Source organism: Sphingomonas trueperi, from assembly GCF_040545965.1.
GTDB lineage: Bacteria > Pseudomonadota > Alphaproteobacteria > Sphingomonadales > Sphingomonadaceae > Sphingomonas > Sphingomonas trueperi_C.
Window position 1 is genome coordinate 433400 of the sequence record NZ_JBEPMV010000003.1, and the last position, 26834, is coordinate 460233.

Genomic DNA, 26834 nt, shown 5'->3' on the forward strand with positions numbered 1-26834 from the left:
TTCCGTCATCCCGGCGAAAGCCGGGATCCATTGGGGTCGCCGTCACGGCTCGTGCTGCACCCGAGTGGCGAATGGATCCAGACTTTCGTCGGGATGACGGCTTAGAGGGCGGGATCGTCCAACGGCGGAAAGCCGAGGCCGAGCGCGAGGTCTTCCCAGAAGGGATTCTCGCGCTCGATCAGAGCCACCTTCCAGTCGCGCTTCCATTCCTTGAGCTGCTTCTCACGCCGGATCGCCGCCGCCATGTCGCCGCCGACCTCGTACCAGACGAGGCGCTTGACGTTGTTGTGCTTGGTGAAGCCGGGAAAACTGCCGGCGCGATGCTGGTGAATCCGGCCCATCAGATCCGACGTGACGCCCGTATACAGCGTTCCGTGGCGCCCGCTCGCGAGCATGTAGACGCACGGCAGCTTGTCCACCCCACCCTCCACCGTCATCCCGGCGAAAGCCGGGATCCATTCGCCACTCGGCAAAAGATAGAGCCGCATCGGCGACCCCAATGGATCCCGACTTTCGTCGGGATGACAGCTTGAGACAACAGGCATCATGACCCACCAGTTCGACCTCACCGACGACCAGCGCCAGATCCAGGAGATGGCGCAGAAGTTCACCACCGATGCGATCACTCCGCATGCGGCCGAATGGGACGAGAAGCACGTCTTCCCGCGCGACACGATCAAGGCCGCCGCGGAGCTCGGCTTCGCGGCGATCTATGTCTCGGAGGAATCGGGCGGCATCGGCCTCGGCCGGCTCGAATCCGCGCTGATCTTCGAGGCGATGGCCTATGGCTGCCCGTCCACCAGCGCGTTCATCTCGATCCACAACATGGCCGCGTGGATGATCGACCGGTTCGGCGCGCAGGGCGTGAAGGGCAAGTATCTCCCCAGCCTCGTCACCATGGACAAGCTGGCCAGCTACTGCCTCACCGAGCCCGGCTCGGGCTCGGACGCGGCGGCGCTCAAGACCCGCGCGGTGCGCGACGGGGATCATTATGTCGTCACCGGCACCAAGCAGTTCATCTCGGGCGGCGGCGCAAACGACCTCTATGTCACCATGGTCCGCACCGGCGAGGACGGCCCCAAGGGCATTTCCGCGCTGGTGATCGAGAAGGACATGCCCGGCGTCAGCTTCGGCGCACAGGAGCGCAAGCTCGGCTGGCATTCGCAGCCCACCGCGCAGGTGAACTTCGACAGCGTCCGCGTGCCGGTGGAGAACCTGATCGGCAGCGAGGGCGAAGGCTTCCGCATCGCGATGATGGGGCTGGACGGCGGCCGGCTCAACATCGGCGCCTGCTCGCTCGGCGGGGCGCAGCGCTGCCTCGACGAGGCGGTGCGCTACACCCAGGAACGCCGCCAATTCGGCAAGGCGATCGCCGATTTCCAGAACACTCAGTTCATGCTCGCCGACATGGCGACCGAGCTGGAGGCGGCCCGCGCGCTGCTCTACCTCGCGGCCGCCAAGGTGACCGCCGGCACGCCCGACAAGACCCGCTTCGCCGCGATGGCCAAGCGGCTGGCGACCGATACCGGCTCGGCGGTGGTCGACCGCGCGCTGCAGCTCCACGGCGGCTATGGGTACCTCATGGACTATCCGATCGAGCGCTTCTGGCGCGACCTGCGCGTCCACTCGATCCTCGAGGGCACCAACCAGGTGATGCGGATGATCGTCGGCCGCGATCTGCTGAAGGACTGAGGCGGAAAATGCTTTCCTACAGCAGTGCGTTTATGCTTTGTTCGCCCCTGTCCGCCGCGCGGATTCAGGAGGAAGCCGGGTTGATGTCGCTTTCCCGGAACTTTCGGAACTTTCAGGGGGTGGTGGCATGACGGAAATCCTCACCGCCATCGAGGGCCCGGTCGCGCGCCTGCGCCTCAACCGGCCCAAGGCCCTCCACGCGCTCAACACCGCGATGTGCCAGGCGATGTTGGACGCGCTCGACGCCTGGGAACAGGACGACGCCGTCCACATCGTCCTGCTCGACCATGCCGAGGGCCGCGGCTTCTGCGCCGGCGGCGACATCCGCATGATCGCGGAGAGCGGCGCGGGCGACGGCACGCAAGCGGCGGACTTCTTCCGCGTAGAATACCGGCTCAACCACCGGCTGTTCACCTATCCCAAGCCGATCGTCGCCTTCGCCGACGGCATCGTGATGGGCGGCGGGGTCGGCATCTCGCAGCCCGCGCGCTACCGGGTCGCGACCGAGAACACCAAGTTCGCCATGCCCGAAACCGGCATCGGCCTGTTCCCCGATGTGGGCGGGGGCTGGTATCTCTCGCGGCTGCCGGGGCGAATGGGCGAGTATCTGGCGCTCACCGGTCACCGGCTCGACGGCGCCGAATGCCTCGCGCTCGGCCTCGCCACGCATTATCTGCCCGCCGAGGCGCTGGCCTCCGCCAAGGCGCAGATCACCACCGCGCCGGACAAGGCCTTGGCAATTCTCGACGATCTGTCGATCGAGGCGCCGATCGCCAAGATCCTCGCGCATTATGCGGACATCGACCGGCTGTTTGCCGGCGACACGGTGGAAGAGATCTTCGCCGCGCTCGCGGCCGAGGACAGCGAGTGGGCCTCCGCCACCCTCGCCACGCTGCGCACCAAGTCGCCGCAAGCCTGCAAGGTGTCGCTGCGGATCGTCCACGAGGGCCGCACCATGCCCGATTTCGCCGCCGAGATGGCGCAGGAATATGCCGTCGCCACCCGCGTCTGCCGCCTGCCCGATTTCGCCGAGGGCGTGCGCGCCGTGATCGTCGACAAGGACAATGCCCCGCATTGGTCTCCATCCACCCCGGAAGCGGTCGACAGCGCCGCGATCGATGCCATCTTCGCCCCCCTGCCGCCCGCGCAGGCCTGGGCGCCCTGAACGGAGAACGCCATGTCTTCCTACGAAACCCTCCTCGTCGAGCAGCGCGGCGCGGTGACGCTGATCACGCTCAACCGGCCCAAGGCGCTCAACGCGCTCAACAGCCAGGTGCTGAGCGAGCTGCTCGACGTGATGCGCGCCTTCGACGCCGATCCGTCGCAGGGCTGCGCGGTGCTCACCGGCAGCGAAAAGGCCTTCGCCGCCGGCGCCGACATCAAGGAGATGCAGGCCCAAGGCTTCGCCGACATGTACGGCCATGACTTCTTCGCCGGCTGGGATGCGTTCACCCGTACCCGCAAACCGATCATCGCGGCGGTATCCGGCTATGCGCTGGGCGGCGGCTGCGAAGTGGCGATGATGTGCGACTTCATCCTGGCGGCAGATACGGCGAAGTTCGGCCAGCCCGAGATCAAGCTGGGCGTCTCGCCGGGCATGGGCGGCTCGCAGCGGCTCACGCGTGCGGTCGGCAAGGCCAAGGCGATGGAGATGTGCCTCACCGGCCGGATGATGGACGCCGCCGAGGCCGAGCGCGCCGGGCTGGTCAGCCGCATCCTGCCCGCCGCCGAGCTGGTCGAGGAAGCGGTGCAGACCGCCGCGACGATCGCCGCGATGCCGCCGCTGGCGGTGAAGGCGAACAAGGAAATGGTCAACGTCGCGTTCGAGACTAGCTTGGCGCAAGGCGTGCACTTCGAGCGCCGCCTGTTCCACGCGCTGTTCGGCACCGAGGACCAGAAGGAAGGCATGGCCGCCTTCGTCGAGAAGCGTCCGGGGAACTGGACCGGGCGTTGAGGCACTGAACCACTCCCCCTCCCGCGTGCGGGAGGGGGCCGGGGGGTGGGCCCCCGGCATCCGCGACACCATCGCTTGTGGAGAGGGAGCGCCCACCCCCAGCCCCTCCCGCAAGCGGGAGGGGAGTACCTGAATGGCACGCGTAGCGATTATCGGCCTCGGCAACATGGGCGGCGGGATGGCGGCGAACCTCGCCAAGGCCGGCCACGACGTCCGCGCCTTCGATCTGTCCCCGGAAGCGCTGGAGCGCGCGAAGAAGGCCGGCTGCCTGCCCGCCGCCAACGCCGCCGAAGCGATCGCCGGCGCCGAGGCGATCGTCACCATGCTGCCCGCCGGGCGCCACGTCGAGGCGCTCTACACCGAGACGCTGCTCGACCATGCCGAGGCCGGCGCGATCCTGATCGACTGTTCGACCATCGACGTCGCCACCGCCCGCCGCGTCGCCGAAGCCGCGACCCAGCGCGGGCTGCTGGCGGTCGACGCGCCGGTCTCGGGCGGAATTGCCGCAGCCAATGCCGGCACGCTCACCTTCATGGTCGGCGGTGCGGTGGCGGCGTTCGAGCGCGCCGAGCCCTTCCTCGAGGACATGGGCAAGGCCGTCATCCACGCCGGCGCCAGCGGCGCGGGCCAGGCGGCGAAGATCTGCAACAACATGATCCTTGGCGCGACGATGGTCGCGACCTGCGAGGCCTTCGCGCTGGCCGAGAAATTGGGGCTGGACGAGCAGCGCTTCTTCGACATCGCCTCGGTCTCCTCGGGCCAGAGCTGGTCAATGACGAGCTATTGCCCGGTGCCGGGCGTCGGCCCGGAGACCCCGGCGGATCGCGACTATCAGGGCGGGTTCGCGGCGCCGCTGATGCTCAAGGACCTGAAGCTGGCGCTGGAAGCCGCGGCCAGCGTCGGCGCGCAGGTGCCGATGGGCGAGCGCGCCGAGCAGCTCTACGCGGCGTTCGTCGAAGGCGAAGGCGCCGGGCTGGATTTCTCGGGGATCATCAAGACGCTGCGGTGAGGGGGTGACCGCCCCTCACCAGCGTCATCCCGGCGAAAGCCGGGATCCGTTGGGGTCACCGGCGCGGCACTTGCTGAGACCGAGAGGCGACTGGATCCCGGCTTTCGCCGGGATGACGGAAATTCGAAAGGGCTCACCCGCCCCTGGCGCGGCTCGCCAGCAGGTCCTGGGTCAGCACCTGCGGCAGCACCTCGGGCGAGTCCTGCCCCGGCTTGTACCAGAGGTAGAGCGGCACCCCCGCCCGGTTATGCGCCTCGATGAAGCGGCCGAGGGTGGCGTCGCCATTGGTCCAGTCGCCGACCAGCACCGCGACCTTGCCCTCGGCCAGCGCCTGCTCGACCGCCGCGGTCTCGATCACCGCCTCCTCGTTGACCTTGCAGGTGAGGCACCAGTCGGCGGTGAAATAGGCAAAGACCGGCCGCCCCTGCGCCCGCAACTCGGTGAGGCGCGCCTCGCTGAACGGCTCGGCCCCCGCCATGGCGGCAGGGGCGCCGCCCGCCGCGGCCGGATGCACCAGTGCCACGCCGCCGAGCGCCAGCAGCACCAGCGGCAGTGCGGGCAGCCAGGCGCGGCTCCGTCCCTTGGCCTGCCGAGCCCCGGACCACCACAGGCCGAGCGTGGCGAGCAGCGTCGCCGCCAGCCCGATGGTCATACCGTCGACGCCCGCCTGCTTGCCCAGCACCCAGGCGAGCGCCAGCGCGGTAAGGAACATCGGCACCGACAGGATGTGCCGCATCGTCGCCATCCAGGCGCCGGGCTTGGGCAGCTTCCGCCGCAGCGCCGGCACGAAGCCGAGCAGCAGGAAGGGCAACGCAATGCCCAGCCCCAGCCCGCCGAAGATCGCCAGCCCCGCGAACCAGGGCAGCACCAGCGCCGCGCCCAGCGCCGAGGCCATGAACGGCCCGGTACACGGCGTGGCGATGAACGCCGCCAGCGCGCCGGTGGCGAAGGCGCCGCCATGCCCGTTGCTGGCCGCACGGTTGACGAAGGCCGGCGTGGTGACCTCGAACAGCCCGGCAAGATTGAAGGCGATCGCGGCGACCAGCAGCAGCAGCACCAGGATGACGCGCGGATCCTGCAGCTGGAACGCCCAGCCCACCGTCGCCCCCGCCGCCCGCAGCCCGAGCAGCAGCCCGCCCAGCGCCAAGCACACCGCCACCACGCCGGCGGTATAGGCCAGCGCCTCGGCCCGCGGGCTGCCGGCGCCGTTGTTCGCCTTGGCGAGGCTCAGCGCCTTGAGGCTGAGGATCGGGAAGACGCAGGGCATCACGTTGAGGATCAGCCCGCCCAGCACCGCCGCAAAGAACGCCCCGATCGCGGCCAGCCACGGCGTAGCCGCCGGCTTTGCCGCCGCGACGGTACCCGGCTTGGCGGTGACGATCAGCCCCTGCCCGTCGATCGCCAGCACACCCTCCAGCGCCGCCGGTGCGGTGCGGGCCTTGGTCTCCAGCACCAGCCGGTCACCGTCGCGGATGACGGTCTGGGGCGCGGCATAGTCGACCGCGTTGGCGGTCAGCGGGTAGAAATACACGTCTTTGGCCGCCGCACCCGCCGGATAGGGCACCGCGATCCGCAGCGTGCCGCCCGTCGCCTGGAAGGTCGCCGGGGTGCTCAGCGGCTTGGGCAGCCTGGCGCGCCAGCCGTCGAACTTCGCCCGCACCGCAGGGTCGATCGTGCCGTCGCCGATGGTGAGGCTGGTCTCCAGCTCGGCCTTCTCAGGCACGCACAGCGTATCGGTGCAGACGAGGTAATCGAGCTTGAGCTTCACCGGCAGCACGCCCGACGCACCGACGGGGATGTGCAGCGTGGTCAGCCGGACGAAGGTGCCTTCGTAGACATAGTTCATCAGCCCGGCGATCAGCAGCCGCTGCGGCACCGGGTAGCGGAATGCATCGGCGGTGGCGCCTGCCGGCAGCGTCCAGTGCGCCTCGGCGGGCAGACCGGCATCGCCGGGGTTCTGCCAATAGGCATGCCATTTGGGATAGGGGGTCGAGACCAGCGCCAGGGTGACTTCGCTCCCCGGCTTCGGTGTCGCCGTCTCCGCCACCAGCTCGCTGCGGACATGCGGGCCCTTGGCGAATCCCTGCGCCGCCGCCGGGACGACATTCGCAAGGAGGAGCAGGAGCGACATCAAAGCGAAACGAAGCTGGGCCATGGCGCCGTCCTTGCCCAGTTCGCCGCGTTCGACAATAGCTGGGTGTACCAACGTCCACCCGTGCCCGGAGCCGGCCCCGAATGAAATTGCTTGCCACCTTCGCCGCGCTTGCGCTGGCCGCCACCCCCGCCCTCGCCCAGCAGAGCGCGCCCGCACCTGCCGCCCCGGCGACGCCGCCCAAGCTGGTGGTGGTGATCTCGGTCGACCAGTTCTCGGCCGATCTCTTCGCGGAATATCGCAGCCAGTTCAGCAGCGGCTTCGCCCGGCTGATGACCGGCGCGGTGTTCCCGGCGGGCTATCAGAGCCACGCCGCGACCGAGACCTGCCCGGGCCACTCGACCATCCTCACCGGCGACCACCCGTCGCGCACCGGTATCATCGCCAATGACTGGACCGACTTCGCCGCCCCGCGCGCCGACAAGACCGTCTACTGCGCCGAGGACGAGACCGTGCCGGGCTCGGATTCGACCCACTACACCGTCTCCGACAAGCATCTGAAGGTGCCGACGCTCGGCGAGTGGATGAAACAGGCCGACCCGCAGTCGCGCGTCGTCTCGGTCGCGGGCAAGGACCGCGCGGCGGTAATGATGGGCGGTCACAAGGTCGACGAGCTCTGGTGGTGGGACGGCAAGGCCTTCGTGTCCTATGCCGGCCGCACCGCCCCCGAGGCGGTGACGAGGATCAACGCCGCGACCTCCGCCCGCATCGCCGAGGCGCAGCCCGCGCTGGACCTGCCGGGCTTCTGCAAGGCTCGCAGCCGCGCGATTCCCGTGGGCGGCAACAAGACGGTCGGCGACGGCCGCTTCGCCCGCGCTGCCGGCGACGCCAAGGCGTTCCGCGCCTCGCCCGAGATCGACGACGCGGTGCTGGCGCTCGGCGCCAAGCTCGCGACGGACATGAAGCTCGGCCGGCAGGGCCATACCGATCTGCTGATCCTGGGCGCCTCGGCCACTGACTATGTCGGCCACAGCTATGGCACCGAAGGCAGCGAGATGTGCCTGCAGCTGCTCTCGCTCGACCAGACGCTTGGCCGGCTGTTCGAGGCGCTCGACCGCACGGGCGTCGACTATCAGGTGGTGCTGACCGCCGACCATGGCGGCCACGACCTGCCCGAACGCCACCGCGAGCATGGCGCGCCGACCGAGCAGCGCGTCACCCCCGAGGTGACCACCTCCAGCATCAGCCGCGCGCTCGCGGGCAAGCTGGCGCTGACCGGCCCGGTGCTGGTCGGCGGTCCGGGCGGCGACGTGTATGTCACGCCGTCGGTGCCGCAGGCGAAGCGCGCCGCAGTGCTCGCCGAAGCGGCGAAACTCTATGCGGCCAATCCGCAGGTCCAGGCGGTGTTCACCCGCGCCCAGATCGAGGCGACGCCGATCGTCCACACGCCCCCCGAGACCTGGAGCCTGCTGGAGCGCGCCCGCGCCTCCTATGATCCGCAGCGTTCGGGCGATCTGGTCATCGCGCTCAAGCCGCGGGTAACGCCGATCCTCGATCCGGTGGGCGGCTATGTCGCGACGCATGGCAGCTTCTGGGACTATGACCGCCGCGTGCCGATCCTGTTCTGGCGCAAGGGCATGACCGGCTTCGAACAGCCGCTGTCGGTGGAAACCGTCGACATCGCCCCGACGCTCGCCGCGCTGATCAAGGTGCCGGTGCCGGTGGAGATCGACGGGCGGTGCCTTGATACTGATGCGGGCGTGGCGGATAGCTGCAAGTAACGCCTCTTAAATTCCCCTCCCGCTTGCGGGAGGGGCTAGGGGAGGGTGTGACGTGGAGGTTCCTGCCGCGAGGTCCTCCCGAGTGGCAACCATCCCCTGCCCCGGCCCCTCCCGCAAGCGGGAGGGGCCGGGGCAGGTGGAGAGGCTTACCGCTTCTCGAACGCGCGCATGCCGGTGAGCCGGTTGTTCGCCACCGTGATCCGCCCGCCGGACACGTCCGCCACGAAGGCCGGGGCTGCCGGCGCCCCCGGCGCCAGACCGGCGATATTGTCCTCCACCCGCAGCCCGTCCGTCGGATAGGTCCGCGCTTCCGCCGCGACCACGATCAGCCCCAATCGGTTCTCCTTCGCCGACCCCTGCACGAACATGTTCTGCGCGATCGTGCCGGTGCCGCCCTCGGACAGGTCGATCATATAGTTGGTCTTCCGCCCCGCGCTGTCGTCGAAGCTGTTGCCGGTGATCGCCACGCGCCGCGCACGCAGCTTCACATAGTGCCCGCCGGTGCCGCGCTCGAAGCGGCTATGGGCGATCGTCACCAGCCCGTCGACCGACAGGTACACCGAATGCGAACAGTTCGGCGACTCGTCGCATTGGCCGAGCCCGGCGAAGCTGGAGCGATCGATGGTGATGCTGCGCACCGTCGGGTGCCCGCCGCCGAGGATGCCCTCCTGGCTGTCGAGGAAGGTCGAGCGGGTGACGGTTAAGTCCCCCATCTCGATGCGGATGCCCGCGCCGTTGCCGTCGCGCACCCGGAACTTGCGGAAGACGAGGCCGTCCACCGCCGCGCCGCGCCCGCGCAGCACGAACGCCGCCTTGTCCTCGCACACGGTGCGCTCGAAAATTGCTGTGCCCGGCTGCACCGCCTTATAGGTGATTCGCCCCCCCGCCTGCACCACGCATTCGTGGTAGGTACCCGGCGCGATCAGGATCGTCGCGGTGCCGTCGCGCACCGAGGCGACGGCGGCGGCGAGCGTCGGATAGCCCTGCCCCGTCTCGGCGATAGTGAACGGCGCGGCGGCGGCGAGCGCGAGCAAGAAGAGCGACATGCCCGCATTCTGCCACACCCGCCGTTAAAATCTGCCGACGCGCAAACGTCCACATTCGCCGCTTGTGCAGCGCAACGAAGCATTGCAGCATGCAGCCATTCGGTCACACGGGCGTTTGGGAGCTTCGATGGGATCACTGGGGGCGTTCGACGAGATTTGGGGTCATGGCGGTCCGGAGGCGCCGCGCGAGGCGTTTACCGCGCTGTCGCAATGGATTGCCGACACGCCCCCCGAGGAGCTGCAACGCCGGCAGCAATCGGCCGAAGCCGCGTTTCGCCAGCTGGGCATCACCTTCGCCGTCTATGGTGACAGCGACGCCGCCGAGCGCATCATCCCCTTCGACATCGTCCCCCGCATGTTCCTGCAACGCGAATGGCAGAAACTGAGCGAGGGCCTGGTCCAGCGGGTGGAGGCGATCAACGCCTTCCTGGAGGACATCTACGGCGCCCGCCGCATCCTCGACGAGGGGATCCTTCCGCCCGAGCTGATCCTGCGCAACGAGCAGTTCCGCCCCGAAGTCGCCGGCATCCGCCCGCCGCATGGGGTTTGGGCGCATATCTGCGGAATCGACCTGGTCCGCACCGGCGCCGACGAATTCTACGTGCTGGAAGACAATGCCCGCACGCCCTCGGGCGTCTCCTACATGCTGGAGAATCGCGAGGCGATGATCCGGCTGTGCCCCGAGCTGTTCCGCGATTTCCGCGTGGCGCCGGTCGACAGCTACCCGGACATGCTGCTGGAGACGATGCGTTCGGTGGCGCCGCTGGGCCGCGCGCGGCCGGTCTGCGTCGTGCTGACACCGGGCCATTTCAACTCGGCCTATTACGAGCACAGCTTCCTCGCCGACTCGATGGGCGTCGAGCTGGTCGAGGCCGCCGACCTCGTGGTCGACGACGATGTGGTCTATATGGAGACGATCGCCGGACGGGTGCGGGTGGACGTGATCTACCGCCGCATCGACGACGATTTCCTCGATCCGCTGGTCTTTCGCCCGGACTCGCTGCTCGGCGTGCCGGGGCTGATCGCCGCCTATCGCGCGGGCAACGTCGCGCTGCTCAACGCGCCGGGTAACGGCATCGCCGACGACAAGGCGATCTACAGCTACATGCCGGAGATCGTCCGCTTCTATTCGGGCGGCGAGGCCAAGCTGCCCAATGTCGAGACCTGGCGCTGCCGCGAACCGCAGGCGCTGAAATATGTCCTCGATCATTTGCCAGAGCTGGTGGTGAAGCTGGTCGACGGGTCGGGCGGCTATGGCATGCTGGTCGGCCCCACCGCGACCAAGGAGCAGATCGAGACGTTCCGCGCCGCACTGATCGCCGAGCCGCACCGCTATATCGCGCAGCCGACGCTGGCGCTGTCGACCGTGCCGACGCTGACCGAAAAGGGCCTGGCCCCGCGCCATGTCGACTTTCGGCCGTTCGTGCTGACCGGCAGCGACAAGGTGCGCGTCGTCCCCGGCGGGCTGACCCGCGTGGCACTGCGCGAGGGATCGCTGGTCGTCAATTCCAGCCAGGGCGGCGGCACCAAAGACAGCTTCGTGCTGCTGGGGGACGCGGCATGAGGGGGGCTACCCACATTCCTCCCCGGAACGGGGGGGGGGACCATGTGCGCCAGCACATGGTGGAGGGGCCGCCGCGGCACGCGGCGGTACGCCTTCGCTTTCCCCACCCCCCGCGCCTGACGGCGCGGCCCCTCCACCACCGGCCTACGGCCGGCGGTCCCCCTCCCCGTGCCGGGGAGGAATTTTCCGGGGAGGCACGCCCATGATGATGCTCTCCCGCACCGCCGCGGCGCTCTACTGGCTTGGCCGCTATGTCGAGCGCGCGGACTTCATCGCGCGGCTGGTGGAAGCGACGATCCGCCTCGATGCACTCTCCGCCCGGCCCGCCGGCGAGGCCGCATGGCAGAGCGCGCTCACCGTCAGCTATACCGACGAGCTCTTCGCCGAGACCGGCCTCCCCGCCACCCAGGCGCATGTCGCGCGCTTCCTGACGCTGGAGGCCGACAACCCCGGCTCGATCACCCGCTGCCTGGAAATGGCGCGCAACAACGCGCGCGCCGTCCGCACCGCGCTCACCCGCGAGGCGTGGACCGCGATCAACCGCGCCTGGTGGCTGTTCGCCAACCGCGCCTCTACCGGCGGCGCCACCGAGACGCTGAACCTGGTCGAGCAGGTCAAGGGGGAAACCCGTGGCTTCGAAGGCGCGATCCACCGGATGATGCGCAACGAGGCGACGCTGCTGATCCAGCTCGGCGCCGCGATCGAGCGGGCGGACAACACCGCGCGGCTGGTCGACGTCAAATACCACCTGCTGCTGCCCGCCGGCGAAAGCGTCGGAGGCGCGGTCGATCGCGACCAGTGGACGACCATCCTCCAGACCGTCTCCGCCGTCACTGCCTATCGCTGGCTCTATTCGGAGGGGCTGCGGCCCGACAATGTGATCGACCTGCTGGTCAGCCGTACCGAGCTGCCGCGCAGCGTCGCCGCCTGTGTGGAGGAAAGCGTGACGCTGCTCAGCCAGCTCGCCAAGCGCACCGGCCTGCAGGGCGAGGCCGATCGCATGGCCCGCGCCCGGCTCGCCCGCGTCCAGAAGGCGCGCACTCCCGACATCATCGTCGGCGGGCTGCACGAATATCTGGAGACCTTCATCACCGAGAACGCGCTGCTCGATGCCGCGATCGCTCGCCAGTTCCGGTTCCTCTGATGCGCATCGCCGTCGAACACCGCTCGGTCTACCGCTTCACCCAGCCCCAGGCACGGATCGTCCAGATGCTGCGGCTGACCCCCTGCGACACCCAGCACCAGACGGTGGTAAGCTGGATGGTCGGCGTCGATTGCGACGCGCGGCTGCGCGACGCGGTCGACGGCTATGGCAACGCCGTGACCATGCTCTACGCCGAGGGCCCGATCGAGGCGATCGAGATCGCGGTGACCGGCGAGGTGCTCACCCAGGACAATGCCGGGGTGCTGCGCGGCACGCCCGAGCCGTTGCCCCCTGCCCTGTTCCTGCGGACGACGCCGCGCACTGCGCCGAGCCCGCAGCTGACGGCGTTCGCGGCGGATGTGAGCGCCGGCACCAACGATCCGATCGAGCGGCTGCACCGGCTCAACCAGGCACTCCACGCCCGCTTCCGCTGCGTGCCCGACGTGCCTGATACCGGGCTGACCGCGGCCGAGGCCTTTGCCGGCAAGGCGGAGGCCTCGCGCGACGTGGCGCAGATGTTCGTCTCCGCCGCGCGCACGCTGGAGGCGCCGGCACGCTATGTCTCGGGCTATCATCTCGACGGCGACGCCCAGTGCGCGCCGCATGCCTGGTGCGAGGCCTGGGTGCAGGGGCTGGGCTGGGTGGCGTTCGATCCGGTCACCGGGCTGTCGCCCGACGACGGCTATGTGCGGGTGGCGGTCGGCCTCGATTCCGAAGGGGCCGCGGCGGTGGCAGGGCACCGCATCGGGCATGGCGAGGAACAGCTCGCGGTGGACCTGCATGTCGATCGGCTGGGGAACGAGGAATAGGCGAGCCGCGGTAGCGCCGCGGCTTCCGCAACAACGTCATCCCGGCGAAAGCCGGGATCCATTGGGGTCTACGTCTGGACTCTTGCGGCTGCCGATAGGCGACTGGATCCCGGCTTTCGCCGGGATGACAGTTGTCACTGTCTACCAGCCACCTCAGGCCAGCGCCGCCGCCATCGCATTCGGCATCGCGCCCACCGCTTCTTCGTCCACCAGAAGCGACCAGCCCGTCGGCCCGAGCACCTCGATCGGGCGATAGCGCGTCTTGTAGGCCATCCGAGCGCTGCCCTTCACCCAATAGCCGAGATAGACATAGGGCAGCCCGGCGGCGCGGGCGCGCAGGATGTGGTCCATGATGATGTAGTTGCCCATGCCGGACCGCGCCTCGTCATCGGTGACGAAGAAGCTGTAGATCATCGACAGGCCGTCGCCCTGCTGGTCGGTGATGCACGCCCCTACCAACCGGCCGCGCTGACCGTCCACCGAAGGCTCGCGATATTCGATGACATAGGAGCTGACCGGCGACTGCTCGACCATGTCGGCATAGTCGCTCTCGTCCATCGCCGCCATGCCGCCGCCGGGGTGGCGCGAGTCGAGGTAGCGCTTGAGCAGCTCATATTGCTCGCCGGTAGCCCAGGGCTTGCAGGCGGTCACTTCGAGGTCGCTATAGCGCTTGAGCAATTTGCGCTGAGTGGCGTTGGGCTCGAAACCGTTGGTCAGCACCCGCACCGAGGCGCAGGCGGTGCAGCCCGCGCAGCTCGGCCGATAGGCGACCGACTGGCTGCGGCGAAAGCCGATGCGGCTCAGCGCATCGTTGAGCTCGCCGGCATGGTCACCCGACAGTTCGGTGAAGATCTTCCGTTCCTGCCGACCGGGCAGATACGGGCAGGGCGACGGGCTGGTCACGAAGAAACGCGGGAAACGTGATAATGCGGTCACCGCTCAGCCGTCCTCTGCTCCATCGGGCCGTCCCGACCGGCCCCTCTTACGCCGTTATGGGGTTGGATTTGGATGATGAAAAGCGCGTTTACCATCAATCAGGGCCATTCCCGCGCCATCGGCTTTCCCGAGTGACGCGGAACGGGACGATTCGGTTCCGCGGTAACCATGCTTCGCGGCGAAACGGGACCGGCGCGGCGCCGGAGCAGCCGATATCGATGGGCGCCGCCTAGCTGCGCGACTCGATTCGCTCAGCCGAGCTTGCCGAGTCCCAGTGCGTCGAGCGCCCGCCCGACTCCGTCTTCCGCGGTGATCGCCGCCCCCGCTGCGCGCGCCTGCTCGGCAATGCTGGCGCTCGCCAGCAGCCGCGTGATGGCGGCGGATGCACGCGCGGCGGTGTAGCGGCGCTTCGGCAGCGACAAGCCCAGCCCGGCGCGCTCGATGCGCGCGGCATTGTCGAACTGGTCGCCGAAGATCGGGCAGACGAGCTGCGGCACCCCCGCGCGGATCGCCTGGGCCGTGGTGCCGATGCCGCCATGGCCGATCACCGCCACGGCCCGCGGGAAGATCTGCGAATGCGGCGCATAGCCCGCCACGAGTACCGTATCGCCCGCGAGGTGCCGGTGCTGCTCGAGCAGATCGTCCCCCACCAGCAGCACCGCCCGCCGCCCCAGCCGCCGCGCCGCCTCGGCACTGGCCGCGTAGAAGCCGTGCTCGGCATAGACTGCCATGCTGCCCAGCGTGAAGACCAGCGGCGGCGGCCCGGCCGCCAGGAACGCCTCTACCTCGGCCGAGAGCCCCTCCCCCGCGAACCCGCCATCGTAGAAGAGAAAGCCGGTCTGAACTAAGCTCAGCGGGGCGTCGGCGGGCGCAAGGGAAAAGGCGGACGACCACAGCCCGATCGCCCGCTCCACCGCCAGCGGCCCGGACAGCATCTCGTTGCCCGCGAAGGGCGGCGCGCCGGCGGCCGCACGCAGTGCAGCGAACGGCTTGAGCCCTTTGGCGTAGCGCCTCTCGGCGAGCCGCAGCAGCGGCCGCACCGCGCCCGCGCCGAACCAGCGGCGCAGCGTCACCAAGGCGGTTTCGCCGCGGGTCAGCACCGGCGGGTCCTCCGCCGAGAGCAAGGTGATCGGCTGGAGCAGCGCTGAGGCGAGCCGCACCCCCGCCGCCTGCGCCGCGATCCGCGCATGGATGGAAAAGCTGCTGGCGAGCACCAGGTCCGCGCCCGCGACCACCGGCGTCAGGTCCGCCAGCGTCACCTCGGCATAGGGCACCAGCACGCGGTTGACGATGAAGTCGAAATCCGTGGCGATCGCCCGCGCGATCGCGCCCTCGTCCATGCCGGTATCGGCGATCAGCTGCGGGCCGTCGGGGCGAATGGGATGGAATTCGATGCCGTGCCGCTCGGCGATTCCGCGCACCGATTCGGCGCCCGCGAAGACCGGCACGTGCCCGCGCGCCTGCATGCCCAGCGCGAGCGCGATGAAGGGGTGCACGTCCCCCAACGTGCTCATCGTCGCCAGTACCACCCGCATCGATCGCCCCCCGGTCGGGAGCAGAGTCGTTGCAGGGGGCAGCCGCCGCGTCAACCGAGATCCTCCCCGGCACGGGGAGGATCTTTACCTCAGTACGCCCGCGCGACCAGGATGCGCTCGACCGCCGGCTTGCCGGTGAACAGGCAGGTGCCTTCGGCCGGTGCCGCACCACCCGGCACGTTGCGGAAGGTGAGCTTGAGCGCCTTGAGCCGCTCCACCACCGCGTCCAGCTCGGCGCCGGTCGGCTTGGCCCAGCTGACTTCGGCCCAGCCGGGGAACTTCACTGAATCGGCGAACATCGCGGTCAGTGCGTCGAAGTCGGTGACGTCGCGGCGGATATTGCTGTCCAGCCGGTCGCGCGCGTCGAGATACAGGCCCTGCTGGATGCTCTCGAGGATCGCCGCGGCTTCCGCCACGAAATCCCCGCGCGGCATGATCTGCGAATCGAGCTTGCCGTCCTCACGGTACAGATTGTTGCGCTGGATCACCGAGACGTTGCCGCCGGCGACGTCGCGCCCGCCGACCTCGATCACGATCGGCGCGCCCTTCTTCACCCAGCCCCAGCGCTTGGTCTGCGCCTTCACCGCCTTGAGGTCGAGCAGCGCGCGCACCGGCTCGCCCAGCGCGCTCAGCTTGGCCAGCTCGGCCTGGAGCGACTTGCAGTATTCGATCGTCGCCGCATCCTCGGGCTGGTCGCGCAGCATCGGCACGATCACGATCTGCCACGGCGCCACCATCGGCGGCACGCGCAGGCCGTCGTCGTCGCCATGCACCATGATCAGCCCGCCGATCATGCGGGTGGAGACGCCCCAGCTGGTCGTCTGCGCCAGCTCGAACTGGCCTTCCGAGTTCTGGAACTTGATGTCCTGCGCCGAGGAGAAGGTGGTGCCCAGGAAGTGCGAGGTGCCGGCCTGCAGCGCCTTGCCGTCCTGCATCATCGCCTCGATCGAGAAGGTCGACACCGCGCCTGGGAAGCGCTCATTCTCCGGCTTCTCGCCCGCGACCACCGGCATCGCCAGACAATCCTCGGCGAAGCTGCGATAGACCTCGAGCATCTTGAGCGTCTCTTCTTGCGCCTCTTCCACCGTGGCGTGGGCGGTATGCCCTTCCTGCCACAGGAATTCGGCGGTGCGCAGGAACATGCGGGTACGCATTTCCCAGCGGACGACGTTCGCCCACTGGTTGATCAGCACCGGCAGGTCACGCCAGCTCTGCACCCAGCGCGACATCGCAGCACCAATCACCGTCTCCGACGTGGGGCGGACGACCAGCGGCTCTTCGAGCTTCGCCTCGGGATCGGGCACCAGCCGGCCGTCCTTCTGGACGAGGCGATGGTGCGTGACGACCGCCATTTCCTTGGCGAAGCCGTCGACATGCTCGGCTTCCTTCTCGAAATAGGAAAGCGGGATGAACAGCGGGAAATAGCAATTCTCGTGCCCCGTCGCCTTGATGCGATCGTCGAGCAGGCGCTGGATGCGCTCCCAGATGCCATAGCCCCAGGGCCGGATCACCATGCAGCCGCGCACGCCCGAATCCTCGGCCATGTCGGCTTCGCTGATGACGGTCTGGTACCATTGCGCGAAATCGCCGTCGCGCGTGACGGAAAGGGCGTGCTTGATCATGCCCCAGCGCTTAGCGCCTGGGCGCGCCGACGCAAGGGCCGGCGGGCGCGGCGCCTAGACGGAAACTGCGCCCACCGGGGACTCCGCGTCGACCGGATTGCCGAAGCTGTCGAACGGGATCAGCGGCTTGCGCCCCATTCGCAGCAGCTCGCGCGGGGGTGCGTAGCGCTGCTGCGCCTCGAAGCGGAGCGCGACGTTGCGCACCCGCCCGAACTTGCCGCGCGCGCTGCCCAACAGCATGTGCGCATGCTCGACCCGCAATCCCCAGCGCGGCAGCTCGGGCGTCTCGGCATCGACGCGGGTGCAAAGGTTGAAGAGCTGGGCGTGGTTGCGGTGGCCATGCGCCGGCGCCCGGTTGCGGAAGCTGAGGCAATAGGGCTCGCTGAGGAAGCTGTTCTGCGCGAGCAGGAAGTTGCGATGGCCGTGCTGGAACTGGCCCATTTCCCAGCCCGTACCGGTCTTGCGCAGGATCGACAGCGCCATGACGAAATCGGTGATCGCCTTCGAGCGCGCGATGGGGACGTTCGCCTGGTCGCCGCTGAACGGATCCAGCAGCACACCCGCGCCGGTTGCCGCATCGAAGCTTTTGACGACGCGGTACTCGCCGGATTGGGGACCGCCCTGCAGTTGGAGCAGATCGTCGGGCAGGATCTCGTTCTGACCGGCGGGACTCGCCACGCGGAACGCCGTACCGCTCGTGCTGATCACCGTTCCGGGCAGCAGCGGCACGAAGCCTTGCGTCAGGAACAGCTGCGCGGTGGGCCCTTCGGCGCGATAGCGGAAGATGGTCAGATTGTGCATGCCGCGCTGATTAGGCTTGGCCACGCCGCCCTGCTGCATGAAGTCGACATGGAAGATCTGGTAGCAGAGGATCTCGTCGCCCGGCGACACCGTCCGCGCCTGATCGCCCTCGACGACGATGCGTCGGGTGCCGGGATCGGACAGGACGATCTGCATTGGCTCGGCGCCCGTCCCCGCGCCGGACAGGACGCGGACCTTGAGGTCCCATTGCCGCTTCATCGCGACCATGCCGCCCATGTCGTGCACGGTGATGGCGGTATTGCCCTGCCCGTCGCGCGCGACCGCCTCGACGGTGAGCGCCGGCGCCAGATGCAGCCGCGCCGGGGCAGGCTCGCCGATCACCGCGTCATAGCCGTCGATCACGACATCATCATAGCCGGGGCCGCCCTGCAGGCTGTCGGTCGTCAACTTAGCCGTGACGTTGCGATACAGGCGCGCACCGGCCGGCTCGGGCGCGTCGACCAGCGTTTCGAGCAGATAGAAGCCGTGCCCGGCATAGGGCAGCACGGGGTAGATGTCGCGGCGCCGCGGATCGCCGTTGCCGATGTTCAGCCCGATGCTCCGGTTCTTGGTATCCCGATCGCCATAGAGGCGCTCGCGGTCGAGCAGCTGGCACCCGAAAAAGCCGATCTGCGTGCCGGGTGCTCCCATGATCCGCGGGAACTTGGAAAGGTCCACCGTCACCCCATGGAAATGGACCCGCCGCGCGTTGATGATCCAGCGGGCGTCCGGCAGATAACGGTCGGTGCGGGTGATCACCACCTGATCGCTCCGCAGCCCGTCGGCTGGCCGCACTTCGATCACGCGGCTGTTGTCGATCTGGCGCATGCCGGGTCCGCCGTTCAGATCCTCGACATAGCGCCCCGGCTTGGCGAGGATCAGCAGACCGCCACTGCCGACGCCGCGGTCGCACAGTCCCCGGCCGATCGTCTTCCACGGCGCCGCCCGGGTGCCGGCCGCGGCATCGTCGCCGGCCACGGGATCGACGAAGCGCGTCGGCCGCTTGGCATCGAGGCTGCGATCGACATTGATCACCAAGGGCAGCGCGATCCGCCGCTCCAGACCGTGCTCCCCGCGCAGATAGCAATAGAGGATGGCATCCCCGGCCGTCACCGGCCCCTCGCCGGCCCCGATCTCGACCGAGAAGCCGATCGAGCCCTGCGGCACCATCCGCCCGTCGTAGAGCCGCACCGGCGTCTGGTTCACGCTCCATTCGGTGACGGTTGCCGTGTTCCCTTCCAGGTAGAACACGGCTTCCTTGAAATAGTTGATGTCGCTGCCGTCGGCAGTCTGCGGCGGCAGGCCAAGCGCTGTGATGCGGATGCCTTCGCCGTGGATCCACTGGCCCGGCGCGGCCGAGAAGCCGCCGATGAAGCGCTCGTCGGGAACCAGCGTGCCGCGCGGAACATCGCTCTGCGCGGGCGGCGTGCCGCCGCTCCCCGCCGTGCCGTTCCAGGTTCGCCCGGGCCGCAGCCCGTTGCCGCGTCCGCCGGCTCGCCCCGCGCTTTCGGAATGCGTCTCGCCCGAACAGGCGACGGACGTCAGCGAACCGGCGAGCAGGCCGCCCATCGCGGCTCTACGCGTGACATCGATCACAAGCTTCTCCCCCGGACGGTCGGCGGAAGCGGTGGTTATGCGCTCCGGCCGATCGCGTTGGTTCCCCCTACCACACGATTTCCCGCATCCCTTCCCCGCGCCGCGTACAGCATGGCCAGCGACAGGCCGAACAGGATCATGAACAGCGGATCATTGTCGCCCTGCGCCAGCACCAGGCGGGTCGAGATCAGCACCGTCAGCGATACCACGATCGCGAATTCGGGCGGGAACGGCGATGCGAAATCGCGCCACCCGATACGGAACAGGCCGATGATCGACAGCAGGATCACCCCCACATAGGCGAGGAAGCCGAACACGCCGACGTCGGCGGCAAGTGCAACGAAGCCGAGGTCGATGGTCAGAATGCCTTCGGGCGTACGCCAGTTGATCGCGCCGCCGCCTTCGCCCGGGCCATAGCCGAGCAGCGGGCGCCGCGCGATGACCGGCATCGCCATGTGGAACTGCGCGCTGCGCGCGTCGGTGCTGGCCTGCGCCGCACCGCCGCCCAGCACGCGGACGTGGAGCGCAGGCACGAACAACACCGCCAGCGCCAGCGCGACCAGCACCGCCGGGTACATCATCGTCGCCGAAATGCCGATCAGGTCGCCCCGGGCATTGCGCCAGCGGTGGAGGCCCCAGAGCAGCCCGAACACCGCGTGGGCGGCCAGGAAGCCGACAAGCGCGAGACGCGCAGTCGACAGCACTGCCGAGTAGAAGACGAACACGTCGAAGGCCAGCCAGAACAGCCGGATCGGCCAGGTCTTGGCATTGACCATGCGGTACAGCACGAAGGGCGTCGTCAGTGCGAGCAGCTCACCATAAGCGAGCGGCGTCGTGTAGGTGGTGACGACGCGGTACCAGTTGCGGATGTGCGGCTGGATCAGCTGCGACAGCACGGCATCGTCGATGCGCAGGAAGCTCGGGATATGCTCCAGCCACAGCACGTGCTGCGCGCGCGCCTCGAACACGCCGATCACCATCAGCACGAACACCGCGATGGCGAGGCGGTTGACCAGCCACGGCACCGTCTTGCCGCCCGGGCCGAACAGCCAGATGGTGGTGAAGCACACCGCGGTAGAGGTGAAGGTGGTGTTCACCCAGCGCCCGATCGTCTCGCCCGGCGACACCGAGAAGATCGACGCGAGGAACTGGATGATGATGAAGCCGATCAGCAGCCGCGACAGCCAGGGCGAGGTGCGGAACACGTCCGCCATGCCCTGGCGGAAGGGCTTGGAGGTCGACAGGCAGATCATCAGCAGCGCGGTGAGGATCAGGCCGACCAGGCGCCGCATCGAGATCCAGGGCAGCCCGGCGACGGAGACCGCCAGATAGTTGGGCCACAGGATCATGAAGAGGACGAAAGCGGTAAAGGCATGGGTCAGCGCCCGTGTCGGTGCCGCCTTGGCGTCCGGCAGCGCCCAGACCACCAGCAGCGCCAGCAGCGCGAGCGGCGCCGCCGCACCCACCAGCATCCCCGGCGGGAGGATCGCCGCCATCACACCATAGAGGAAGGCGAGTACGACGATCAGGCCCAGCAGCGCGCCCTTGCGCAATGCGACCGACCAGCCGGGGCGCTGCGGATGATAGACCGGCAGCACGTCGCGGCCCGGACGCAGCAGCGCCCGGAACGGCGCGTCGAGGCGCAGCGCCCCGAGGCCGAGGATCGTCTTTGAACGTCGCACCGCCCGTGCCAACCAAGCCTCCTTAGAAAATCGGAACGCCAAGGCGCCGGACCGCCATCATGGACGCAAGGCGCAAGAACAGCAACGGCCCCAGGATCGCGACCGCCGCGCCCAACGCACCATAAGGCGGAATGAACAGCAACGCGAGCACCGTGCCGATCACCGCCGAGATCGTCGTCAGCACGACGGTGAGGCGTTCACGGCTGGCCATCATCAACACGCTGCCGCTGGCGGCAAAGACCAGGCTGAACACCTGGCCGAGCACCATGATCTGCATCGCGGTGGCACCGGCGGTGAACTGCGCGCCGAAGATCCGCATGATCCATTGCGGGACGACCAGCACGCCGATCGCGAGCGGCGCCGAGGCGAGCAGCAGGCCCAGAATGGTCAGCCGCAAGATGCGGCCGATCCGCCGGAGGTCGCCCTGCCGGTAGGCGACGGCGAAGACGGGCTGCAAAATGGTTTCCGATGTCGCCGAGAACAGCTTGAGCGTCGCCGCGATCTGGTAGCCGACGCGGAACAGTCCGGCCTCGGCAGGCCCGTGCGTCGCCGCGAGCAGGATCGTCGCGAACCAGTCGGTAAACAAGTTGTTGGCATTGGCGACGAGGATCAGGAACCCGGGCTTGAGCAGCGATTCGTCGAGCGGCTCATGCGGTGCCCAGGAGCGCACGGCGCGAGCATAGAGGAAGGTCGCCACCGCAGCGGTAAGGATCCAGCCGACCAGGTAGAGCTGCGACGGGAAGATCGCGCTTACCGGCAGACCCAGCACGAACACCACGCCGAGCACCAGACTGCCGAATGAGGTGGTCAGCGGGCCGTCGATGAACTGGGAAAGGCCGATCCACTTCACCCCGCGCAGCACCGTCGAGACCAGGCGGCAATACACCATGATCGGGATGATCAGCGAGAGCACCATCAGGCTCTGCGCGATCGCCGGGCTGCCGATGAGGTCGACCGCGATCTGCCAGTGGAAGATCACGATGATCGTCGCGAGTGCGATCCCCGCCGAAGTGCCCATGCGAATCGCATGCCGCGCTGCAGCACGGGCGCGCCCGGTCTTCTCCATCGAGAGGTTGACCGAGACCGAGCGCACGAGGATCGCGTCGAGCCCGAGCAACGACAGGATCACGCACATCTGCACCGTGGTGAGCGACGCGCCGAACGCGCCGACCCCCGCCGCACCCGCCGTGCGGGCGAGCAGCCAGGTGAAGAGGAAGCTGGTGGCAGCGCCTAAGCCCTTGACCCCGAAGCCCATCACCATCTGGCCGCGCACGCCGCGCAGATGAAAGTTCTCAAACTTCAAAGCCAGCGCCCCCAAGAAGATGCCCCGCGCTTAAGACAAGCGATCGCACGGGGCAAGCCGCCTGGGGGCGGCCCGGCTCAGCTATGGTACAGGTCGAGCGACGCCAGACGCGGCGTGGTCAGCATCGAGAAGGGCGAGGTGCTCTTGTAGAGCGATCCGTTCGCACTTGCGGTAGCAAGTGCCGTCGCCAACGGCGACGCCGATGCGGTGCTGGTGCCGAAGGCGCTCGTCAGGCTCAGCGTTGCCGGCGACGCCATTGCGCCGCCCCAGGCGGTGCTGCCGGCCAGCGACGCGGCGGTGTCTGCCACGCCCTTCGCCACCATCATCTTCAGCGTGTCCGCTGCCGTTGCCGGCGTGGTGGTGTTGGTGCTGCCGGCGTTGAGCGCGAGGATCTGCGACGCGTTGAACGCCGTATCGCGCATCTCGATCTCGCCCACCGATCCGCTGAACGCCGCGGTGAACGGATTGCCCACATACAGACCCCAGGATTCCTGCTTGCGGGTGCTGCCCGACATCGTCGCCGAACCCACCGCCTTGCCGTCGACATACAGCGTCGAGGTGCCGCCGGCCTGGTAGCTGAGCGCGATCTTGTGCAGGTTGGTGTCGGTGATCTTGGCGCCGCTGGTCGTCATCGTCGAGGTGACGCCGGCATCGTTGGTCATCGTGAACACCAGCTCGCCATCGGCACGTAGCGCGATGTTCCAGCTCTTGTAGATGCCCATGATCTGGCCCACCGGGGCCGTAACGCCCGCACGCTTCAGGTCGAAGTTCAACGTGAAGGCGGAGAGGTTGTACAACTGCCGCGACGTGCCGCGGACGAGTTCCATGCCCGTTCCGGTGCTGACGTTGAGCATGCCGTTGTTGACCTGACCGGCGCCGAGCGGATTCACCAGATCGTCGGTGCTCCAGCCCGAGTTATCCAGGACGCCCTGTGTGCCGAAGGTGAGGTCGAGGAGCAGCTTCGGTGCAAGCGCCGGCTTCGGTGCGGCGAGTTCGGCAGCGACCTGCTTGGTAAACTGGCTGGCCGCGCCCACGCTGTTCTTGCCGGTGTGATAGCCATAGCCATCCACCGTCAGGCCCGTAATCGTGGCCTTGCTGCCGAGGTTGAGCCCCGCGATCTTCCGCATCGTGTTAGGATCGTTGAGCAGCTCGATATTCTTGGTGTTCGTCAGGCTGTTGGTGCCTTCCAGGACGAGCTGGTCGGTCACGTTGCCGCTCACCGTGCCCGACACGTTCTCGAGACGGATCCAGGTGGACTTTTCGTCCGCGACCGAGAGCACCGTGTTGTTCTTCACCGACACACCCTGCGCATTGCGCAGGTTGATGCCGTGATACATCCCGCTCAGATAGATCAGATTGTTCTCGATCTTGACGTTCTGATACGGCGTGACTTCGGTTTCGTCGTTCAGGAAGAAGCCCTGGGTGCCACGACCATCGCCCTGCAGGACAACGTTGTTGGTGATCGTGATGTTGCTGTTGCCGTAGGCACGGCCAGCCGTCATGAACTGGATCGCGTCGGGATGCTCTTCGTTGATCGGGTACAACCCCTTATACAGGTTGTCGTCGATCACGACGTTCTTCATCTCGGAATAGTTGCTGTGGTCGCGGCGATTGTCGAGAAACTGGTTGCCCTGCACCAGCATGGTGTCGACAGCGCGGACGTCCATGCCGATCACGAAGTGATCGATTTCCGAATTGATGATCTTGTTGTTGGTGCCGCCGCGAATCGAAAGGCCGGTGCCCTTGGCGTTGCTGGGATCGCCCGTGCCGCCCGTGAAGCGCACGCCGTTGATCGTGATGTTGCTCGACGACAGCACGCGATTCGCGATTGCGAAGTCGTCATCCGGCACCGTCGGGCGGACGACGTTGAAATCCTTCAGGGTAACGTTGCTCGAATTGGTGAGCCACACCGTGCCAACCACGGCCTTGTTGTTCGTGTCCTGCGACTGGATCGTGATGTTCGCCGCAGGATTGATGTTCGTCATCGTGATCGAACTATAGGTACCCGGCGCAAGTAGGATCACGTCGCCGCTCTTGGCGGCCTTGATCGCAGCGTCGAGCGCGGCCTGATTATTGACAACCGGCATGTTGTGCTACCCTTACGTTACTGGTCGACCCCAAATCGACACATGATTCCCTCGATCCAGAAACTGCCACAAGGCCATGAAATAAGTGGTGTAATTGCGTGGTGTAAAAATACTTAACGGTCGCCTTCCGCAGATTTATTCCCCTTGGCCCTTCCGGGGGCGCAGCGACAACGGTGCGCGCTTGGCGCGGGTCGACGCTGCATCGCTTTGCCGGTAGAGCATGGCGCATGAGCACCGAAGCAACGCCGCACGTCTCCGTCTTGGTGGTCGCCTATCACTCGACCGATTTTATTCGGCAGTGCGTGTCGGGCATCGCCGCGGCAGCACCGATGACGCCGCACGAGATCCTGATGATCGACAATGGCGGCGGCGATACCGAGGCGCTGGTGCGCGCCGAGCTGCCGGAGGTCCGCATCGTGCCGTCGGAAGGGAATATCGGCTTCGGCGCGGGCAATAATCGCTGCGCCGCCCATGCGCGCGCGCCGCTGCTGCTGCTGGTCAACCCCGATGCGGTGCCGCAGCCTGGCGCGATCGACCGGCTGGTCGCCTTCGCAGCGGCGAACCCGGACGCTGCCGCCTGGGGCGGCCGCTCCTACGACCCCGCCGGCAATCTCGACGCCGCCAATTTCCTGGCGCTACCCACCCCCGGCGACTTCGTGCTCTCGGTGGTCTCCGCCGGCCGGCTACGTCGCGGCGGCCTGCCCGCGGAAGCGACCACGCATGGCCCGGTCGACGTGCTCAACGGCGGCTTCATGATGGTCCGCGCCGATGTGTGGCGCGAGATCGGCGGCTTCGACGAGAGCTTCTTTCTCTATTCGGAGGAAGTCGACCTGTTCAAACGCATCCGCGACAAGGGCTATACCGTGCTGGTCGATCCTGGCGTGCGGGTGATGCACGACGCCGGCAGCGGCCATTCGCTCTCTGCCGGGCGGATCATGTTCATGACCATCGGTCGGATGCACTATGCCCGCAAGCATTACAGCCCCACCGGGGCGATCGTGGCCGGCTGGGGGATGTGGTTCGCCGCACTCAAATATGCCGCGCTGGGCAAGCTGTTGGCGGGGATGATGCCGGGCAAGCGCGAACGCTTCACCTCGGTGAGCCGCGCCTGGACGCCGATCGTCCGCGAGCGGCAGCGCTGGTGGTACGGCTATCGCACCGGAAACGAAGGCCGCAGCTGAGCCGCGGCCGATACAAAGGGGCGGCATCCGCAGGCGCCGCCCCTCTTGTTGCTCACTGCGCGGCGTTGTCAGCCGGCGCCGCCGGGCTCGCCGCCGGCGGGGTAGCGCTACCCTGCAACTGCGGTGGGGCCTGATAGCCCGGCTGGTACTTCACGGTCGCGCGCGCCTTCTTCAGCCGCTCGTTGAGTTGGGCATCGGCCGCCTTGCTGAAACGCTCGTTGCGCAGCGCATTCAGCGCCAGTTCGCGCGCCTGGTCGGCGGGCAGCGGCTGAACCGTCGCCGCGGTGATCACATTGGCGGTCAGGCCCTGCTGGGTCGGGAGAATGAACATCTCGGCCGCAGGCAGTGCCGCGATCTTGGCGATGATCTCCGGCGGCAGCGCGGCGGTGTCGATCTGGGTCGGCGCGCGGCGGAACTGGGTGCCGTCGGCAGTCAGCTTGGCGGCCAGCTGGTCCAGCGTCTTCAGCGGCGCGAACTGCTTGAACTTGTCGGCCGAAGTGGGCGGCGGGAACAGGATCTGCTCGACGCTATAGATCTTGCGCTGCGCGAATCGCTCGGGATGCGCGGCCTGGTACTGGGCGATTTCCGCATCGGTCGGCTGCGCGATCCCGCCGGCGATCTTGTCGCGCAGCATCGTCGTCAGGATCAGCTCGTCGGCGCGGCGCTCCTGGATCAGGAAGGCCGGGGTCTTGTCGAGCTTCTGCTCGCGCGCGATCTTGGAGAGGATCTTGCGTTCGATGATGCGCTGCAGCGCGAGCTGCTCGGCGAGCTTGCGATCGGTCCCCGGCGGCACCTGCGACGCCTGCACTTCGGCGTTGAGCTCGAAGATGGTGATCTCGTCGCCGTCGACGCTGGCGACGACCTGGCCCTTGTCGAGCTTGCCGTCCTTGCTGCCGCAACCGGATACGGCCAGCGCAGCCGCAGCCGCCGCCGTCACCAGGAACCATTTCTTCATGAAAACCTCCCCGCCGGCACGGAATTGCGCACGGCACAAACTTCT

General features: G+C 68.0%; 20 protein-coding genes. 9 read left to right on the plus strand and 11 right to left on the minus strand.

Annotation, left to right across the window (positions count from 1 at the left end; genetic code table 11):
- Positions 1-101: 101 nt before the first annotated feature.
- A complete protein-coding gene (locus ABIC35_RS09750) occupies positions 102-437 on the minus strand; it encodes a GIY-YIG nuclease family protein (protein WP_121079176.1) in 336 nt (111 codons plus the stop codon).
- Between the two features lie 109 nt (positions 438-546).
- Here ABIC35_RS09750 and ABIC35_RS09755 point away from each other — a divergent pair, with 109 nt between their 5' ends.
- The 4 genes from ABIC35_RS09755 (at position 547) to mmsB (ending at position 4655) form a co-directional block, all read left to right on the plus strand.
- The gene (locus tag ABIC35_RS09755; RefSeq protein WP_121074640.1) at positions 547-1692 is read left to right on the plus strand and encodes an acyl-CoA dehydrogenase family protein; all 1146 of its coding nucleotides are present in this window, start codon (positions 547-549) and stop codon (positions 1690-1692) included.
- A 127-nt stretch (positions 1693-1819) separates the two neighbouring features.
- Positions 1820-2857 carry an enoyl-CoA hydratase/isomerase family protein gene (locus ABIC35_RS09760; RefSeq protein WP_121074637.1) on the plus strand — a complete coding sequence of 346 codons (1038 nt, stop codon included), beginning with the start codon at positions 1820-1822 and terminating at the stop codon, positions 2855-2857.
- Positions 2858-2869: 12 nt separating this feature from the next.
- Positions 2870-3646, plus strand: a complete 777-nt coding sequence (locus ABIC35_RS09765) for an enoyl-CoA hydratase (protein ID WP_121074634.1) — start codon at positions 2870-2872, stop codon at positions 3644-3646.
- Positions 3647-3779: 133 nt separating this feature from the next.
- Positions 3780-4655 (plus strand): 3-hydroxyisobutyrate dehydrogenase, encoded by an 876-nt coding sequence (mmsB, locus tag ABIC35_RS09770; protein ID WP_121074631.1) that lies wholly within the window; start codon positions 3780-3782, stop codon positions 4653-4655.
- Positions 4656-4788: 133 nt separating this feature from the next.
- Here the strand turns inward: mmsB and ABIC35_RS09775 are convergent, their stop codons facing one another.
- Complete coding sequence (locus tag ABIC35_RS09775) at positions 4789-6810, minus strand: protein-disulfide reductase DsbD family protein (RefSeq protein ID WP_121074628.1); 2022 nt, start codon at positions 6808-6810, stop codon at positions 4789-4791.
- Between the two features lie 80 nt (positions 6811-6890).
- Here ABIC35_RS09775 and ABIC35_RS09780 point away from each other — a divergent pair, with 80 nt between their 5' ends.
- The gene (locus tag ABIC35_RS09780) at positions 6891-8528 is read left to right on the plus strand and encodes an alkaline phosphatase family protein (protein ID WP_121074625.1); all 1638 of its coding nucleotides are present in this window, start codon (positions 6891-6893) and stop codon (positions 8526-8528) included.
- 146 nt (positions 8529-8674) lie between these two features.
- On the opposite strand, the gene ABIC35_RS09785 is transcribed toward ABIC35_RS09780, so the two are convergent.
- Positions 8675-9574 (minus strand): right-handed parallel beta-helix repeat-containing protein, encoded by a 900-nt coding sequence (locus ABIC35_RS09785; RefSeq protein WP_121079174.1) that lies wholly within the window; start codon positions 9572-9574, stop codon positions 8675-8677.
- Positions 9575-9701: 127 nt separating this feature from the next.
- Here ABIC35_RS09785 and ABIC35_RS09790 point away from each other — a divergent pair, with 127 nt between their 5' ends.
- From ABIC35_RS09790 to ABIC35_RS09800, 3 genes are all read left to right on the plus strand, one after another.
- Positions 9702-11138, plus strand: a complete 1437-nt coding sequence (locus ABIC35_RS09790) for a circularly permuted type 2 ATP-grasp protein (protein WP_121074622.1) — start codon at positions 9702-9704, stop codon at positions 11136-11138.
- A gap of 208 nt (positions 11139-11346) precedes the next feature.
- Entirely contained in the window at positions 11347-12282 is a 936-nt protein-coding gene (locus ABIC35_RS09795; RefSeq protein WP_183049478.1) for an alpha-E domain-containing protein, read from the plus strand.
- The gene (locus ABIC35_RS09800) at positions 12282-13091 is read left to right on the plus strand and encodes a transglutaminase family protein (RefSeq protein ID WP_121074617.1); all 810 of its coding nucleotides are present in this window, start codon (positions 12282-12284) and stop codon (positions 13089-13091) included. The genes ABIC35_RS09795 and ABIC35_RS09800 overlap by 1 nt, the downstream gene beginning before the upstream one ends.
- A 153-nt stretch (positions 13092-13244) precedes the next feature.
- Here the strand turns inward: ABIC35_RS09800 and ABIC35_RS09805 are convergent, their stop codons facing one another.
- The 7 genes from ABIC35_RS09805 to ABIC35_RS09835 form a co-directional block, all read right to left on the minus strand.
- Positions 13245-14027: an arginyltransferase gene (locus tag ABIC35_RS09805; protein ID WP_121074615.1), complete on the minus strand. Its 783-nt coding sequence runs from the start codon at positions 14025-14027 to the stop codon at positions 13245-13247.
- A gap of 251 nt (positions 14028-14278) precedes the next feature.
- The gene (locus ABIC35_RS09810) at positions 14279-15562 is read right to left on the minus strand and encodes a glycosyltransferase (RefSeq protein ID WP_121074613.1); all 1284 of its coding nucleotides are present in this window, start codon (positions 15560-15562) and stop codon (positions 14279-14281) included.
- Positions 15563-15651: 89 nt separating this feature from the next.
- On the minus strand, positions 15652-17184 hold the full coding sequence (locus tag ABIC35_RS09815) for an aminoacyl--tRNA ligase-related protein (RefSeq protein WP_121074610.1): 1533 nt from the start codon (positions 17182-17184) through the stop codon (positions 15652-15654).
- A 54-nt stretch (positions 17185-17238) separates the two neighbouring features.
- Positions 17239-19581 (minus strand): hypothetical protein, encoded by a 2343-nt coding sequence (locus tag ABIC35_RS09820; RefSeq protein WP_147425835.1) that lies wholly within the window; start codon positions 19579-19581, stop codon positions 17239-17241.
- A 35-nt stretch (positions 19582-19616) separates the two neighbouring features.
- Positions 19617-21263 (minus strand): O-antigen ligase family protein, encoded by a 1647-nt coding sequence (locus ABIC35_RS09825; RefSeq protein ID WP_121074604.1) that lies wholly within the window; start codon positions 21261-21263, stop codon positions 19617-19619.
- Positions 21264-21285: 22 nt separating this feature from the next.
- Positions 21286-22566, minus strand: coding sequence for an MATE family efflux transporter (locus ABIC35_RS09830; RefSeq protein ID WP_354278425.1), 1281 nt, complete (start codon positions 22564-22566; stop codon positions 21286-21288).
- Between the two features lie 77 nt (positions 22567-22643).
- On the minus strand, positions 22644-24653 hold the full coding sequence (locus tag ABIC35_RS09835) for a LamG-like jellyroll fold domain-containing protein (protein ID WP_121074601.1): 2010 nt from the start codon (positions 24651-24653) through the stop codon (positions 22644-22646).
- A gap of 227 nt (positions 24654-24880) precedes the next feature.
- On the opposite strand from ABIC35_RS09835, the gene ABIC35_RS09840 reads away from it, so the two are divergent.
- Entirely contained in the window at positions 24881-25834 is a 954-nt protein-coding gene (locus ABIC35_RS09840) for a glycosyltransferase family 2 protein (RefSeq protein WP_121074598.1), read from the plus strand.
- A 52-nt stretch (positions 25835-25886) separates the two neighbouring features.
- On the opposite strand, the gene ABIC35_RS09845 is transcribed toward ABIC35_RS09840, so the two are convergent.
- A complete protein-coding gene (locus ABIC35_RS09845) occupies positions 25887-26789 on the minus strand; it encodes an EpsD family peptidyl-prolyl cis-trans isomerase (RefSeq protein WP_121074595.1) in 903 nt (300 codons plus the stop codon).
- Positions 26790-26834: the final 45 nt, after the last annotated feature.

Excerpts from the sequence above, each read along its gene's own strand:
- ABIC35_RS09845 (WP_121074595.1), bottom strand. The coding sequence starts at position 26,789 with ATGAAGAAATGGTTCCTGGTGACGGCGGCGGCTGCGGCTGCGCTGGCC.
- ABIC35_RS09760 (WP_121074637.1), top strand. The coding sequence starts at position 1,820 with ATGACGGAAATCCTCACCGCCATCGAGGGCCCGGTCGCGCGCCTGCGC.
- ABIC35_RS09810 (WP_121074613.1), bottom strand. The coding sequence starts at position 15,562 with ATGCGGGTGGTACTGGCGACGATGAGCACGTTGGGGGACGTGCACCCC.
- ABIC35_RS09835 (WP_121074601.1), bottom strand. The coding sequence starts at position 24,653 with ATGCCGGTTGTCAATAATCAGGCCGCGCTCGACGCTGCGATCAAGGCC.
- ABIC35_RS09750 (WP_121079176.1), bottom strand. The coding sequence starts at position 437 with ATGACGGTGGAGGGTGGGGTGGACAAGCTGCCGTGCGTCTACATGCTC.
- ABIC35_RS09840 (WP_121074598.1), top strand. The coding sequence starts at position 24,881 with ATGAGCACCGAAGCAACGCCGCACGTCTCCGTCTTGGTGGTCGCCTAT.
- ABIC35_RS09765 (WP_121074634.1), top strand. The coding sequence starts at position 2,870 with ATGTCTTCCTACGAAACCCTCCTCGTCGAGCAGCGCGGCGCGGTGACG.
- mmsB (WP_121074631.1), top strand. The coding sequence starts at position 3,780 with ATGGCACGCGTAGCGATTATCGGCCTCGGCAACATGGGCGGCGGGATG.
- ABIC35_RS09780 (WP_121074625.1), top strand. The coding sequence starts at position 6,891 with ATGAAATTGCTTGCCACCTTCGCCGCGCTTGCGCTGGCCGCCACCCCC.
- ABIC35_RS09795 (WP_183049478.1), top strand. The coding sequence starts at position 11,347 with ATGCTCTCCCGCACCGCCGCGGCGCTCTACTGGCTTGGCCGCTATGTC.
- ABIC35_RS09775 (WP_121074628.1), bottom strand. The coding sequence starts at position 6,810 with ATGGCCCAGCTTCGTTTCGCTTTGATGTCGCTCCTGCTCCTCCTTGCG.
- ABIC35_RS09800 (WP_121074617.1), top strand. The coding sequence starts at position 12,282 with ATGCGCATCGCCGTCGAACACCGCTCGGTCTACCGCTTCACCCAGCCC.
- ABIC35_RS09755 (WP_121074640.1), top strand. The coding sequence starts at position 547 with ATGACCCACCAGTTCGACCTCACCGACGACCAGCGCCAGATCCAGGAG.
- ABIC35_RS09790 (WP_121074622.1), top strand. The coding sequence starts at position 9,702 with ATGGGATCACTGGGGGCGTTCGACGAGATTTGGGGTCATGGCGGTCCG.
- ABIC35_RS09815 (WP_121074610.1), bottom strand. The coding sequence starts at position 17,184 with ATGATCAAGCACGCCCTTTCCGTCACGCGCGACGGCGATTTCGCGCAA.
- ABIC35_RS09785 (WP_121079174.1), bottom strand. The coding sequence starts at position 9,574 with ATGTCGCTCTTCTTGCTCGCGCTCGCCGCCGCCGCGCCGTTCACTATC.